15 protein-coding genes and 1 riboswitch are annotated in these 13503 nt (G+C 39.5%); of the genes, 11 read left to right on the forward strand and 4 right to left on the reverse strand.

Translation table 11 applies throughout. From position 1 onward, the window contains the following. The first annotated feature begins 4 nt into the window (after positions 1-4). The 6 genes from lacD to E6139_RS05805 all read left to right on the forward strand — a co-directional run bounded on the left by lacD (position 5) and on the right by E6139_RS05805 (position 4932). Positions 5-1012, forward strand: coding sequence for a tagatose-bisphosphate aldolase (lacD, locus tag E6139_RS05780; RefSeq protein WP_316402097.1), 1008 nt, complete (start codon positions 5-7; stop codon positions 1010-1012). A gap of 55 nt (positions 1013-1067) precedes the next feature. Beyond that, complete coding sequence (locus E6139_RS05785; protein WP_316402098.1) at positions 1068-1949, forward strand: aldose 1-epimerase family protein; 882 nt, start codon at positions 1068-1070, stop codon at positions 1947-1949. An 11-nt stretch (positions 1950-1960) separates the two neighbouring features. Further along, positions 1961-2614, forward strand: coding sequence for an HAD family phosphatase (locus tag E6139_RS05790; protein WP_316402100.1), 654 nt, complete (start codon positions 1961-1963; stop codon positions 2612-2614). A 131-nt stretch (positions 2615-2745) separates the two neighbouring features. Beyond that, positions 2746-4245 (forward strand): xylulokinase, encoded by a 1500-nt coding sequence (gene xylB, locus E6139_RS05795; protein ID WP_316402102.1) that lies wholly within the window; start codon positions 2746-2748, stop codon positions 4243-4245. Between the two features lie 218 nt (positions 4246-4463). Further along, on the forward strand, positions 4464-4739 hold the full coding sequence (locus E6139_RS05800) for a DUF2187 domain-containing protein (protein ID WP_316402104.1): 276 nt from the start codon (positions 4464-4466) through the stop codon (positions 4737-4739). Beyond that, the gene (locus tag E6139_RS05805) at positions 4726-4932 is read left to right on the forward strand and encodes a hypothetical protein (protein WP_316402105.1); all 207 of its coding nucleotides are present in this window, start codon (positions 4726-4728) and stop codon (positions 4930-4932) included. Before E6139_RS05800 ends, E6139_RS05805 begins: the two co-directional genes overlap by 14 nt. 125 nt (positions 4933-5057) lie before the next feature. On the opposite strand, the gene E6139_RS05810 is transcribed toward E6139_RS05805, so the two are convergent. From E6139_RS05810 to E6139_RS05820, 3 genes are all read right to left on the reverse strand, one after another. Then, entirely contained in the window at positions 5058-5513 is a 456-nt protein-coding gene (locus E6139_RS05810; protein ID WP_316402106.1) for a pyridoxamine 5'-phosphate oxidase family protein, read from the reverse strand. Continuing rightward, positions 5513-6112, reverse strand: a complete 600-nt coding sequence (locus E6139_RS05815; protein ID WP_316402107.1) for an ECF transporter S component — start codon at positions 6110-6112, stop codon at positions 5513-5515. The genes E6139_RS05810 and E6139_RS05815 overlap by 1 nt, the downstream gene beginning before the upstream one ends. A gap of 129 nt (positions 6113-6241) precedes the next feature. Continuing rightward, positions 6242-6356: riboswitch (FMN riboswitch) on the reverse strand. Positions 6357-6507: 151 nt separating this feature from the next. Further along, entirely contained in the window at positions 6508-6939 is a 432-nt protein-coding gene (locus E6139_RS05820; protein WP_316402108.1) for a GNAT family N-acetyltransferase, read from the reverse strand. A gap of 336 nt (positions 6940-7275) precedes the next feature. On the opposite strand from E6139_RS05820, the gene E6139_RS05825 reads away from it, so the two are divergent. From E6139_RS05825 to E6139_RS05845, 5 genes are all read left to right on the forward strand, one after another. Continuing rightward, positions 7276-7557, forward strand: coding sequence for a PspC domain-containing protein (locus tag E6139_RS05825; protein WP_316402109.1), 282 nt, complete (start codon positions 7276-7278; stop codon positions 7555-7557). Between the two features lie 539 nt (positions 7558-8096). Next, entirely contained in the window at positions 8097-9980 is a 1884-nt protein-coding gene (gene liaX / locus E6139_RS05830) for a daptomycin-sensing surface protein LiaX (RefSeq protein ID WP_316402110.1), read from the forward strand. Between the two features lie 15 nt (positions 9981-9995). Continuing rightward, positions 9996-10289 (forward strand): PspC domain-containing protein, encoded by a 294-nt coding sequence (locus E6139_RS05835; RefSeq protein WP_316402111.1) that lies wholly within the window; start codon positions 9996-9998, stop codon positions 10287-10289. A 346-nt stretch (positions 10290-10635) separates the two neighbouring features. Continuing rightward, positions 10636-12174, forward strand: coding sequence for a helix-turn-helix domain-containing protein (locus E6139_RS05840; RefSeq protein ID WP_316402112.1), 1539 nt, complete (start codon positions 10636-10638; stop codon positions 12172-12174). 341 nt (positions 12175-12515) lie between these two features. Continuing rightward, positions 12516-12947, forward strand: a complete 432-nt coding sequence (locus E6139_RS05845) for an Hsp20/alpha crystallin family protein (protein WP_316402113.1) — start codon at positions 12516-12518, stop codon at positions 12945-12947. A gap of 402 nt (positions 12948-13349) precedes the next feature. Here E6139_RS05845 and E6139_RS05850 read toward each other — a convergent pair whose 3' ends face one another. Then, positions 13350-13472, reverse strand: coding sequence for a hypothetical protein (locus E6139_RS05850; RefSeq protein WP_316402114.1), 123 nt, complete (start codon positions 13470-13472; stop codon positions 13350-13352). Positions 13473-13503: the final 31 nt, after the last annotated feature.

Below are 13503 nucleotides of genomic sequence, written 5' to 3' on the forward strand. Positions count from 1 at the left end.
CAGAATGAAAATAGTATCTGAATCACAATATGAAGCATTGAAGAATACAAGTAATCATGAAGGAGTTATCGGCGCGCTAGCAATCGATCAACGTGGCGCTTTAAAAAAAATGATCGCCAAGTACAAGGATGAAGCGGCTGATCAAGATATTGAAGATTTCAAAAAAATCGTTTCAGAAGAATTGACACCGTATGCCAGCTCGATCTTATTAGATCCAGAATATGGTCTGCCAGCGGCGAATGCCCGCGCGGAAAGTACCGGTCTCCTATTGGCCTATGAAAAAACCGGCTATGATGCAACGACGCCGGGGCGTTTGCCGGATTCGTTGAATGTTTGGTCAGTGAAACGTTTGAAAGAAGCGGGAGCAGATGCCTGCAAATTCCTGCTCTATTACGATATCGATGAATCCGATGAGATCAACGATCAGAAAAAAGCCTACATGGAACGGATCGGTTCGGAGTGTGTGGCGGAAGGAATTCCATTCTTTTTAGAATTGGTCTCTTATGATGCGAAGATTGCTGATGCTGCTTCAAAAGAATATGCGCGAGTAAAACCACATAAAGTCAATGATATGATGAAGGAATTTTCTGATCCTAGATATAATGTCGATGTTTTGAAAGTCGAAGTCCCAGTGAATATGAAATTCGTTGAAGGCTTCGGTGATGAGAGTGTTTATACAAAAGAAGAAGCGGCGAAATTATTCAAGGAACAAAGCGAAGCAACCGATCTGCCATTCATCTTCTTAAGTGCTGGAGTGAGTGCGGCGATGTTCCAAGATACCTTGCGTTTTGCCAAAGAAGCTGGCTCAACCTTTAACGGCGTCTTGTGCGGACGTGCCACTTGGGCCAACGGAGTGGAACCCTACATCACAAAAGGCGAAGCTGCCGCAAGAGCATGGCTGCAGACAGAAGGTCGCAAAAATATTGATGAACTAAATGCAGTCTTACGCGAAACAGCAACATCTTGGCATGAGAAAATCCATTGCCAGCAAGCAACTGCACGCTTTTCATAAAAATGTGAAGGTAGATTTGATCTGCCTTCTTTGTGTTTAAGAAAGAGGGGGAAAAATGGATTATCAAGTATTGGGAAATGAAGATTTAATCGTCAAGGTATTAAACAAAGGGGCAGAAATCAGCAGTATTCAATCTAAAAAAGACGGTACCGAGTATATTTGGCAAGCAGATGACAAATTTTGGAGCAGACACGCCCCGATTTTATTTCCAATCGTAGGCAAGCTGAAAGAGGATCAGTATCAGCTGGATGGAAAAACCTACCATATGTCTCAACATGGATTTGCTAGAGACCGTGAATTTCTTGTTATGAATCATTCCTCTGATACATTAGCAATGACGTTATCAGAGGATGAGGAAAGCTTGAAGATCTATCCATTCAAGTTCGAATTAACGATCGAGTACAAATTAATCGGTAATTGTCTGATCGTTCGCTATTTCGTAAAAAATGGAGACGAAGAGAAGCCGATGTATTTTGCCATCGGTGCGCATGCGGGCTTCAACCTGCCTTTGGATCAGCAAACAACCTTCACTGATTATTATTTAGAAATTTCACCAAAACAGTCACGAAAATTCATTCCAGTCACCGAAGAAGTCTTGCTGCATACGGATAAAGCGGTCGAGCTGGTGGATTCCATCTATCCGATCAATCGCGAATTGTTCAGTCAAGGCGTGCTGATCTGGGAAACAGCTGGAAATACACGAGTAGAATTAAAGTCGGATAAAACGGAGAAAGCGATCGTTTTCGATTATAGCAGCATGCCTTATTTGGGAATCTGGTCACCTTATCCCCAGGAAGCCCCCTTCATCTGCATCGAACCATGGTGCGGGGTTGCCGATACCTTTGATACGAAGGGGAATTATGCTGAAAAATTGGGAATCAATATGCTAGCACCGCAAGAGCAATTTCAGAGCTCTTATCAAATGACATTTAAGTAGAAGGGGAAAATATGGAAGCAGTAATTTTTGATATGGATGGGGTGCTGATCGATTCAGAGCCAGCTTCAAAACAAGCGTTCGCCAAAGCCTTTGCTGCGGTTGATATTGAGTTTACAGAGGACATGTATCAAAAAATGCTAGGTCGAAGTCTGAAGGATATCGAACAATTTCTTGCTAGATATTATGAAGACGCTCAATTAGCACAAAAAATCATTGAGATTCGTGAATACGAGTTCGCCCAACATTATAAGGTGTATCCGGTCGATCTGAAAGCAGGTGTTTTTGACTTATTGGATTTTCTCGATAGTCAGAATCTAAAAAAAGCGGTAGCCACCTCTGCGAAGAAAAATGTTGCTGAGGAATTGCTTAGACAAGCGAACTTATGGAATCGAATGGATGCTCATTGTTATGGATCAGAAGTGGAAGAAGCCAAACCGGATCCAGAGCTGTTCATTAAAGCAGCCTCACGTTTAGGTATCCCGCCTGAAAAGGCGTATGTCATCGAGGACTCACAGTCAGGCATCATCGCTGCCAATCGGGGCGGCTTTGTACCGATTTATGTTCCGGAAGAGAAGGATGAGTTTCCAGCGGTTCACTCATATAAGTATTCATTGTTTAATAACCTTTCTGAGTTTCAACACTCATTGTGTTCGAAGCGTAGTTAACTTATTTTTATGTTTTCTAGTCCAACTATCTTTTATGATTGAAGATAGTTGGATTTTTTTCGCAAAATACTTTTTCTAAGTATTATTTCTGAGATAATATAGAAAAATAATCTTATTACTAGGAGGGGAAAATGTATCTACTAGGTATTGATATCGGCATCTCGTCCTGTAAAGTGGCTCTATTTACCGAGGACGGAGAAGCAATTGCTCAATCAACTAAGAGTTATCCCGTTTTTCATCCGCAAGAGGGGTGGGCTGAACAAGATCCTGATGATTGGTGGCAAGCGGTCTGCCAAGCAATCAAGGAGTTATTAAGCGAATCTAAAGTCAAATCAGAAAAAATCGTCGGCATCGGAGTTGACGGACAAAGCTGGTCAGCGATTCCTATTTCAAATGATGGGACGCTTCTGCGTAATACCCCAATTTGGATGGACACACGAGCACAAGAAATTTGTGATGATTTGAAACATACTCTTGGGGAAGAGAGGCTGTTCGCTATCAGTGGAAACCCAATTCAGCACTCGTATACATTGCCTAAGGTTCTATGGTATCGTGATCATTTGCCTGAGTTATACAAACAAACCGCAAAGATTTTACAATCCAACAGCTATATTGTTTATAAATTGACAGGAGAAATCACCCAAGATATCTCTCAAGGCTATGGTTATCAGTGCTTCGATATGAAAAAAGGAGCATGGGATCGAGAGCTATGTAAAGAAATGAATTTACGTGAGGATATCTTGCCAGAAATCGCTGCCTGCCATGAAATCGTTGGTAGAGTTACCAAGGAAGCCGCGCAACAAAGTGGCTTGTCAGCGGGTATTCCTGTTGTCGCTGGGGGATTGGATTCTGCCTGTGGAACGCTTGGTGTCGGTGTGATCGCAAATGGAGAAACGCAAGAGCAGGGTGGTCAAGCAGGTGGAATGAGCATTTGTACGGATGAGTATCGTGCCGACAAACACTTGATTCTGAGTTATCATGTCACTTCTAAAAACTGGCTGCTGCAAGGCGGAACAGTAGGAGGTGGTGGTGTTCTGAAATGGTTTGAAGAACAATTCGGGCAAACAGAACGGATCAACGCTGAAAACAATGGAACGACTAATTTTGAAGAAATGAATCTATTAGCTGAAAACATTGAAGCTGGGTCTGAAGGACTTGTTTTTCTGCCTTACATGGCGGGAGAACGATCGCCTATTTGGAATCCGAAAGCCAAAGGCGTTTACTACGGATTAGATTACAGTAAAACAAAAGGCCATATGATTCGAGCAAGTATGGAAGGTGTCGCCTTTTCATTGAAACATAATTTGGATGTTGCGAAGCAAGCGGGTGCTGAAGTGAGTCGTTTGCGGGCAATGGGCGGTTCAGCCAATAGCCAGCTTTGGACACAGATCAAGAGCGATGTGACAAATAAGCCAATTGATGTACTTAATTCCGACACAGCAACCACTCTTGGCGCGGCGATACTGGCTGGTGTGGCGGTGGGTGTTTATAAAGATTTTGAAGATGCTGTCGCAAAAACGGTACAAATCAGAAGAAGCCATACCCCCAATCCATATAATTCAGAAGTCTATCAGAAGAATTATGAGTTGTATTTGAAGCTGTATGAGCAGTTAAAGGGTGTCATGAAGTAATCGAAAAGAAGTAAAATGTAAATGTAGTTTGCTTCTTTTTTGTGGCTATCAGTAATGCATCCATAGTGTTCCTTGTATAAATCAAATATTAATTTTTCATTAAATATTCCCGAATACATGCTTCTCTATCGGTTAGAATAATAACTAAGTGATGAGTTGAAAGAAGCCTTCTACACTTGAGTTTGCTTCTTTGAAAAACGTGAGGAGGACAGAATTGTATGAGTTATGGTCAAGCAATGGTGCCGAATATTTTAATGGAGATTCGAGAAAATGAGTATAATTTGCAATTTAGTATAGGAGATAAAATCAATTTTCTTTTTAATGAAGATCATTTCTTTTTATCTGGCACGATCGTCAAAAAATATACGAATAGCTGTCTCGTTGATATTAGCAAGACGGTTGTTCTGTCGGAGAAGGAATTGGAATTTTATAATGGAAAAGTCGTGATCAATTATAAGAAAATCGAAGGAGTTAAGTGGAATGAAAGAGCTTAGCTTTGAGGAATTAGAGTTACAGGTTCAAACGCTCTCTTTTCAGATTGAAAGCTTGAAGAAAAATAGTGCGGAAAATAAAAAAACACTAAAAGTTTTAGAAGAAGACTATCGCTATTATAAGAAACTGTATGATGAGGCCGTGAGTAATCTAACAGAAACCGTGTTCCAAGATAATCGTTTTGGGGATTGGTAACGCTCAATAATTTGCTGGTAAAGTCTTTCTGAATAATACTTAACGAACGTAAAGCCAAACGACCAATTCACTTTCAAAATTGATAGTAAAAAGTCATTTGGCTTTATTTTTGGATATATCAGTAACTAATCATACTTTTCAATCTCGGCTGCTTTCTGTTCAAAATCGATAAACAGCTGGAACCCACGATCATCCTTGTCCTGATCCCAGATTTCAACGAGTTTCGGAACGACTTCAATCAGGATTTCGCTATCTTTATGGGGATAGGCATTGTAGCTTTTCTCCCAATATTTTTGATACAACGTTTGAAAGGAGTCATCCTCCTGATCTGCGACTAATCCATGATTAACCGCGATACCTTCGACCTGAACACCCCAGTAGCAAATCGCCACCTGCGGATTCTCGATCAATTGTTGGGTTTTACGAAAATTCTTATCGGTTTTAAACAGAATTTTGCCTTCATGAATGATAACACTGACATTGCGCACCATGACATGGTCATTCAAACTCGTTGCCAAAGCCATGATCTTTTTTCGTCCCAATTTTTTATAAAATTGCTCAACTGCTGCTTCAAATTCCACTATAAATACTCCCGTCTAAGAAAAATCGCCCGCAATCGATCCAATGAAAAGTAAACGATGGCGGTAGTGACACCGTATTTAAACAAGTTGAAGGGAACGATCCCGATAATTACCAGCTTCCAAACACTGTCTACCAATGGATTGACTGCCTGTGTCATAGCGATGATCGCTTCCATCGACATCCCGTAAAGCTTGGTGTAAAAAGGAATGATGAAATACACATTCGAGAGGCACGCAACAAAAGTAACTAACGCTGTTCCAGCCAGCATCCCTTTTAAAGCCGAGCTTTTGTTCGTCGACCGCTGATAAAGTATACTAGCAGGCAAAATGAAGCTAAGACTTAAAATGAAGTTCTGGATTTCACCAGTAAACATCGAAGCGGTTCCGACTGTCGCTAATTTGATTAAGAGCTTGATCAGCACAATAAAGATCCCTGAAACAGGTCCCAACAAGAACGTCCCCAGCAATTCTGGAATACCTGCCAAATCAAAATCCATAAACGGCGGCATAAATGGCAGCGGAAACTTGAAGAGCATCAGCACGTAAGAGAGAGCACCAAAAATCGCGATCATCACTAGTTTTCTTGCAGTAAATTTCATTTCAACACACCTTTCTTAAAACATAAAAAAGAACCTTACAACAACATTTGCAAGGCACAGTCAAAGTAGAAAAAGGTGTAGTTGATTGATTCAAATAGGGTTTGTCATCTGAACGATCAACAAACACACGCTTTTCTTCTTCCATCCAGACTGTACTGTCGGTCCCAGAATTGCACTGAGTCAGCCAAAAGGCTCGCGGACTATCACCGCCGGTCGGGAATTAAACCCTGCCCTGAAGAACTATTTGTGTTTATTCTCACATGTTCTTAATGAAAATGCAAGCGTTTTTTTATTTTGTGCTGATGAAATGCGAAAAAATCAATCAAACGAAATGGAAAGGTTAAGTATCGGAAGCTAATAAGAAAAAACTTCCTAGTTCATTTTTGCTGAGTGAACTAAGAATTTTTTCCTGTATAAAGCATATTCCAATAAGCATCAGGGACTTTCACTTCATGAATCTTTTCCCAACCTTCTTTTTCATAGAAGGCGAGAGCAGGCGTATTTTTCGATAAGCATTTTAATTTCATCGGCAATTGCAGGTGTTGTTTAGCTTCCTTTAGAAGCAGATGACCCGTGCCTTGGCCTTTAAAATTCCTATCGACAAATAGGCAATGAATGAAATTATCAGGTACATACAGAGAAATAAAACCGATGAGTTTTTGCTGCGACTCCGCGACAAAAACGAGCTCTTCTGCTGTATCACGATCAAAATCTTCTAGATGCATTAACTCTGGATCAGCCCAATAAAAGGTCGTACGACGGCTTTCCAGGTAGAGGTGTCTTAGTTGGGGTTTATCATCAAGTATCATTTCACGAATTTGAATCAAACAAACATTCCTTTCTGATAATTATCTAACTTTTTTTCTAAAATAAACTTTATCATAATTCAACTATTTTTCCAGTCCCCAGAAGGAGTATCTCTCTCAAATACTTGATCTATTGCCCAATCAAGCCTATTCTTAAATCGTTTTAGTAGTAAGAACTAGAAAAACTCATACCAAATAACTAGATGAAAAATACGCCTTTCGCCCTATGACGAAACAAGCAAGATTCGGCATAATATGTTCATAAGATAAAAACACATCGCGAGTGGGAAAATAAAAAAATCAATCAAAACGGGTTCCAAAAATAGTGTTTTTGGAAAATAAAAGGAGAAAATTAAAATGAAAAAACTAACGAAATCACAAAACAATCGAGTATTAACAGGAACATTAGCCGGAATCGCAGATTATTTTGGAATTGATCCTACTATTGCACGTGTCATCTTTGTCTTCTCCATCTTTTTCTTAGAAGGCGCACCAATCCTGCTTTACTTGTTATTAATGTTTCTAGTTCCAAAAGCAGAAAACCATAGCCGTGGCTACGAACAACCTTATGAATACTCAAGTAGCAGCCAAGCAAAACAAGCCGAAGCAGTCGCTGACGACGCATGGAGCGACTTCTAATCAAAAAAAACAATGCTTGATCACCAGCTTAAATATATAAATCAGAAGAGTGGACTGTTAATAAAAAAAACAGTTCACTCTTTTTGCCAGTTGCACTTTTCGCAGTATATTTTTTTGAGGACAGATTTATTTATTTCAGGTTGGACCTTTGATCAAGATGTTTAGTGCAATGGTATGCGAAGCGAAAATAAGACTCATTTTTCTGGTTTTTAGAAAAATGATTACTACTTAGTGAGCTAGCTGCGAGTCCAACTTTTTGCAGTTTATCGAGTTTGAATAGGATTAATTGGGTTAGCAAATATAGATTTCAAGCAGTTTAGCATAGTCGTATGCGTGATGAGAATCAAAGAAACTCTTTCAGTTTTTGAAAAGTTTCTTCATTTCAAACGAATTAGCTGCCAGTTGCGACGTCTACTTTGACTAATTAAACTTTTTGATATCAAATTTATTTCGTAAAATATAGTCCTTTCGACCCATGACGGGGAGAAAATGTATGTGCATAATAGACTCATAGAAGAATTCGTCGAGGAGAGATCAGCATGAACGAACGCGAGAAGATTATAGAATCTATTAAAAAAGGTATCCTATCACCTGAAGAAGGTTTAGATTTACTGGAAAGTCTTGGCTTAAAGGACCCAGAACATAAAGCTGAGAAAACGTCAGAACCGGAAACAGCACCAGAGATTGAAACAGAAGTTGAACCTTTAACGGAAACTGAACCAGAGCCGGAAATAGTACTAGAAACTGAAAATAATCCAGAATTTGAAGAAACACCACAACAAGAAATTGATTTTGAAGCATCATCTAAACCAGAAGATTCTTCTGACTACGAAAAAGCGGTAGAAACTGAAGAATCGGCAGAATCCAATGAAGCTCCAGAACTTAAAGAAGATACAGTATCTGAAAAATTCTCAGAACCTGAAAATGAACCAACAACCGAAGCAACGCCAGAATATGAACCAGAACTAGAGCACGAAGATGGCTTGGAACCAGAAGAAGACTCAGATTTTGAAGAAATGCCAGAGCAGGAATTAGAACAGGAACCAGAAACGTTCGAAGAGGAGATTCCAGAAAAACCGCAACCTTCTGACAGTGTTTCCAGCATGATCGACGAGTGGGAAAACAAGGCACCAGAACCCGAAGAGGCAGATCCAGTCAGATCTAAGATCGATGAATTTGATGAAGCGTTGCAGACAAAAATAGAAACGCTGCGTGAGAAAAAGGAAGAATTTAGAGAGCTAAGCCTTGAAGCGGAGCTAGGAATCATCTCGCCTGAGAATAAAGTAATCTATGACAGCATGAAAATCGAACTGAATGAAATGGAAGAAGAGATTGAACTGTTGAAGCATGAACGCAGAGCGATTGATCAAGATCTTTTTGCCACTCCTGAGCAGCCATACGTCTCAGACGGTTTCTTTGAAGTACCAGATGATTTTGAAGAACAAAAATACCGTCCGATGGATCGTCCTCATGAAGAGCCGAATGATTGGGCAAGCCGTATTGCTCGAATGGTTACTAGAACAACGGAGCGAGTTTCTGACAAGGTAAATAATGATTTTGATTGGAAAAAGATCAATCAAAAATTTTATGGAACGGCTAAAACACATTTCAGCCATCAGTTTACATTTGAAGACATTGATGCTGGAACGATTGATATCAAATTAGCCAAAGGAAAAGTTATCTTGAAGACCTGGGAAGACGACACAATCAATGATGTAAAAGTCGAAGCAACTGTCGCTCTTTTAGGACCGATGGAGGAGTCAGATCCGATGGATGCTTTCTTGGAGCGCAGTAGAATTGATATCAATAATTATCAGATGTTGTTCCACGTTCCGAATAAAAGAGTCGACGCCAGATTGACCTTCTACTTGCCAAAACGGCATTACAATAATTTATCTGTTCGTTTATTGACCGGTGACTTGATGATCGAAGAAATCGCTGCTAAGAATGCCGCGATCAAGGCGACCAATGGGACTGTTTTGATCAAACAACTCGATGCTTCGATGTTGGAGTTTGAAGGAACCAACAATGATGTTGAAATTCGCGAAGGTCAAATTACGAATGCGTTGATTGAGACAGTGACTGGAACGATCATTTCCAAAGCGGATGTCGTGCGATCTGAGTATTCATTAATCAACGGCGACATCAAGGTAACCGCGGGAAATGATGATCTAAAAAAAATCGAGGCTCAATCCGTCAATGGAAACGTCAAAGTATCATTGCCGCAGACAGTCGGGATCGAAGGCGTAGCAAAAACCGGAATTGGTACGATCAACTATCGATTCGCAAATTGTGAAACCTTGCAGGAAAGAAATGGCAATACTCAAAAAGTACTGCATTTCCAACGATCAGCAGGGGAGCCCGCTCAGATTGAAGTTTCATCGAAGGCCGGCAATATTTTCTTGAAGGATACTGACAACTAGGAAGGAATGACCCACATGAGAAAAAAACTGACAAAATCACAAACAAATAGAATGTTAACAGGAACGATTGGCGGAATCGCAGAGTATCTCGGCATCGATCCTACCATCGCACGAGTGATCTTTGTATTCATCAGCATTGTTTTAGTAGGCGCACCAGTATTTCTGTACGTCCTATTAGTACTGATTATTCCTAGAGCGGACAGCAGTGCTAACCAATACCAACAATACAAGTATGAGCGTCCGAAACAATCGAAAAAACAGCGCAAGCAAGCTGAAGCAGTTGAGGAAGACAATTGGAGCGACTTCTAAGTCTATTAACTGTTATCTCTAGTAAGAACAACTAATTGAATCATAATGTATCACGACATTCCGTTATTTTTTATGGGATGTCGTTTTTTTACGTGAAGAAGCAGAAAATTACAATAGTATAGTCAAAAACAGTTTCATTTTTTATCTAATTCTCATGTTTCCTTTAAGGTATACAGTTAAAAACCACCCTTTACATTAATAGAAAAAAGGTAAAATGACTATATGAAAGCAAACGTTTTCTTTGGAGTGTTGTTATTTCAATCGTTCGGAGTGGAGTATTCATGCTGAGAACCGAGCACATAAACGATTCGCAACCATCAACGCAAGCTGATTTGGAGGAGATAAAATGGATTTTCGTCAGGTTTTAGGAACTAGTAATATTCGCAGATTAAAGCTGATTGAGCAGCTTTATTATAATCGCGGAGGACTGCCAAGTGAGAAGCTTATGAATAGATTGAACTGTTCGTTGCCAATCCTATTAAATGATATCAGTCTGATCAACGCACAGAAGGAAAGCTTTACTGTTGAGAAGGATAAGGGCTTATATAGTGTCAAACTTAAAGGTGATACAAGTATCGGCAAGCTTTACGCTGAAGCACTGAACAATTCACCGGAATTTCAAATTATTGAGGAGCTGCTTTATGAACGCTGTGACAATATTGGGGCTTTATCTAAGCGGCTTTTTTTGAGTTCTTCAAATATTCAGCGCTGCTTGAAAAAAATTGAAGGTGTTCTGGAAATAGCAGGCATTCAATTGTGCTATCGGCCGCTGCGTTTAGAAGGTCAGGAAAGTGTAATTCGTCATTTTTATTATCGCTACTTTATTGAGAAGCAATTTACCTTGAAAACAGTACTGCCAAATTTAAGAGACTATCAATTGAAATCAATTGAAAAATTTGTCCTAGAATTTACTAGAATCAATGATTTAGATAAAAAGTACATTTTCCAGAAACGCCTAACTTACAATGCATTCATCAGTTTGTGGCGGATAAAAAATGGTCATACCTTTGCGAAGGAAGAATTAAGGACAGATGGTTTGGTGTTGCCTAAAGAAGAGACAATCGCTGATTTCAGGGATATGCTTTCCAAAGTATTCCACTTGAATTTAACTGAGGAGGTCATGCGGGATTGCTTATGGCTTTCCTTCTCAGATTCGATTGTTTTCAGCAAGAAGCATAGAGAGGCGGCACTAAGAGATAATCCCCGTTACAGCCAGCTATTTGAAGACCATCTCGAATTGACCGATCATTTTGTTGAACTGCTGGGTGAAGAGTCCATTGGAGAAGAACGCAAACTTGAGCTTACGACTGTTTTACTGAATGAAATTTATCTGTATAAAACAAATGGAGAGTTTGTTACCATCCTGCGAAAAAACCGGACTATCTTTTTAGAAATGGTGAAAATCATGCATCGGCATGCCGTCGAGAAGGTCACGGAAATCGTTGAGGCATTCGTCCAGGAGCACGAGATTTATCGCTCGGAGGATTTTATCACAAATTATGTGTATGTTTTATTAACCGATCAGGTAGACAGTTTGGAGCTGTTGGCTTCTCAGGACAAAACGATCCATTTATTGCTGCTATCCGACCTTTCACCGACTGAAGAAGCCTTCATATCAACGATTATTACTCAGATAGTCTACGGGAATTTTGAGATTCATCATTTTGAGGATTTATGGGACAGTACGGATGAGCTGGTTCAGAGAATTGTGACCTATGATGGGTTAATCACCACCGGACCAAGAGAAGGTATTCCAAAAGATTTTCCTTTAGTCTCCATGGATCCCTATGTGACCCCGCAATCCATTGTGGCGATTCAAAACTTAGTCAATGAGCTGTCCGAACAGAAATCTGCCACTGAACAGTTGCCGATCCATCAGGCATAAATTTAGCGTAGAAATCAGACGCCAACCGCTTATTAGTGTGGTTGACGTCTGATTTTATGTCTGCGAAAAAATATTTTTTTTGACGTTTTTCTGTTGGTGAACGGTGATCAAAATGTGAAAGTAAAATAACTACACATCAATTCTCTGTTAAAATAGAGAACCACATCCAGCACTTATTAGTAAAGAATAGATAGCATTTTTTTCGTCGATCCATCTTGTTTAAATTACAACAATAAAGCTTTATTGTTTTGAAGTATTGCTTCATTTTTTACTTGAATTTTTACTTATTGTGAGTAAAATTATAAGTGAAGGAAGATAAAAAAAGGAAAGGAAGGATCAAGATGGCTAACAACATGATTCCCCGTCGCTCTGATTTATTTGACATGACACCTTTCAATTTTTTTGAGGACTTTGGACGGAATTTTTTTGAAGGATTTAAAGGCAACATGGTCAAAACAGATATTCATGAAACAGAAACAGAGTATATGTTAGAAGCAGAATTACCAGGGATTCCAAAAGAAAACATCCAAATCAATTATGAAAACGGTGTGTTGACGATCGAAGGACAACATCAAACCGACACGCAGGCCGAAGATGATAAAGGCAACTTAGTGAGAAGTGAACGAAGCTTTAGTAGCGTTCGCCGACAATTTGCAATAAGAAACATTAGAGAAGAAGAGATTAAGGCAGAATACAAGGACGGTATTTTGAAAGTAACGATGCCAAAAGCAGCAGAGAAATTGGAGCGGAAAACCGCTATTCCAATTGAGTAGTTATCTTTAAGAGCCCCTAAACATCTTATTTCAGGATGTTTGAGGGCTCTTTTTTCAATGAAACGGCAAAAGGATTCCAGAATGATCCGCTGTATTCAGAACTCAGCGATCAAACCCAATCACTTTCTTTTGACACATCAAAAAATTACGATGCTAGACGTTCCATAGAGAGATCTTGGCTTTCTTTTTAGAAAGACACTACGGGCACAAAATGCGGTAAACTTTAAATTCTATTTGAGGTTTACTTAATTATCGCGCTTTCAAAATAAGGTCTAGCCCATACATCCTAATCGTATCTATGACGAGAGATCTGGAGATACGACATAAAAAAACTCGTTACAGTCTGATATCTTTGCTGATAGCTAAAATAACAATAATGTGGAAATCATTGAGTTATCATTTTTAGTGAAAAATCCCATTGATAAAATATGAAAAGATCTCGAAGGGTGCGGAGATCAAAGAAGTAATCGCATCGATAAAACCACCGATCACATCCATCAGCATTTGAAAAAGAGCATCAAGCATATTATTGCCTCCTTTTTAGGAATCATAGCAG

Source organism: Enterococcus sp. (assembly GCF_032555305.1).
Lineage (GTDB): Bacteria > Bacillota > Bacilli > Lactobacillales > Enterococcaceae > Enterococcus_A.

Bases quoted from the DNA above. Each gene is read 5' to 3' on its own strand.
- lacD (WP_316402097.1), top strand. From the start codon at position 5: ATGAAAATAGTATCTGAATCACAATATGAAGCATTGAAGAATACAAGT.
- E6139_RS05785 (WP_316402098.1), top strand. From the start codon at position 1,068: ATGGATTATCAAGTATTGGGAAATGAAGATTTAATCGTCAAGGTATTA.
- E6139_RS05790 (WP_316402100.1), top strand. From the start codon at position 1,961: ATGGAAGCAGTAATTTTTGATATGGATGGGGTGCTGATCGATTCAGAG.
- xylB (WP_316402102.1), top strand. From the start codon at position 2,746: ATGTATCTACTAGGTATTGATATCGGCATCTCGTCCTGTAAAGTGGCT.
- E6139_RS05800 (WP_316402104.1), top strand. From the start codon at position 4,464: ATGAGTTATGGTCAAGCAATGGTGCCGAATATTTTAATGGAGATTCGA.
- E6139_RS05805 (WP_316402105.1), top strand. From the start codon at position 4,726: ATGAAAGAGCTTAGCTTTGAGGAATTAGAGTTACAGGTTCAAACGCTC.
- E6139_RS05815 (WP_316402107.1), bottom strand. From the start codon at position 6,112: ATGAAATTTACTGCAAGAAAACTAGTGATGATCGCGATTTTTGGTGCT.
- E6139_RS05825 (WP_316402109.1), top strand. From the start codon at position 7,276: ATGAAAAAACTAACGAAATCACAAAACAATCGAGTATTAACAGGAACA.
- liaX (WP_316402110.1), top strand. From the start codon at position 8,097: ATGAACGAACGCGAGAAGATTATAGAATCTATTAAAAAAGGTATCCTA.
- E6139_RS05835 (WP_316402111.1), top strand. From the start codon at position 9,996: ATGAGAAAAAAACTGACAAAATCACAAACAAATAGAATGTTAACAGGA.
- E6139_RS05840 (WP_316402112.1), top strand. From the start codon at position 10,636: ATGGATTTTCGTCAGGTTTTAGGAACTAGTAATATTCGCAGATTAAAG.
- E6139_RS05845 (WP_316402113.1), top strand. From the start codon at position 12,516: ATGGCTAACAACATGATTCCCCGTCGCTCTGATTTATTTGACATGACA.
- E6139_RS05850 (WP_316402114.1), bottom strand. From the start codon at position 13,472: ATGCTTGATGCTCTTTTTCAAATGCTGATGGATGTGATCGGTGGTTTT.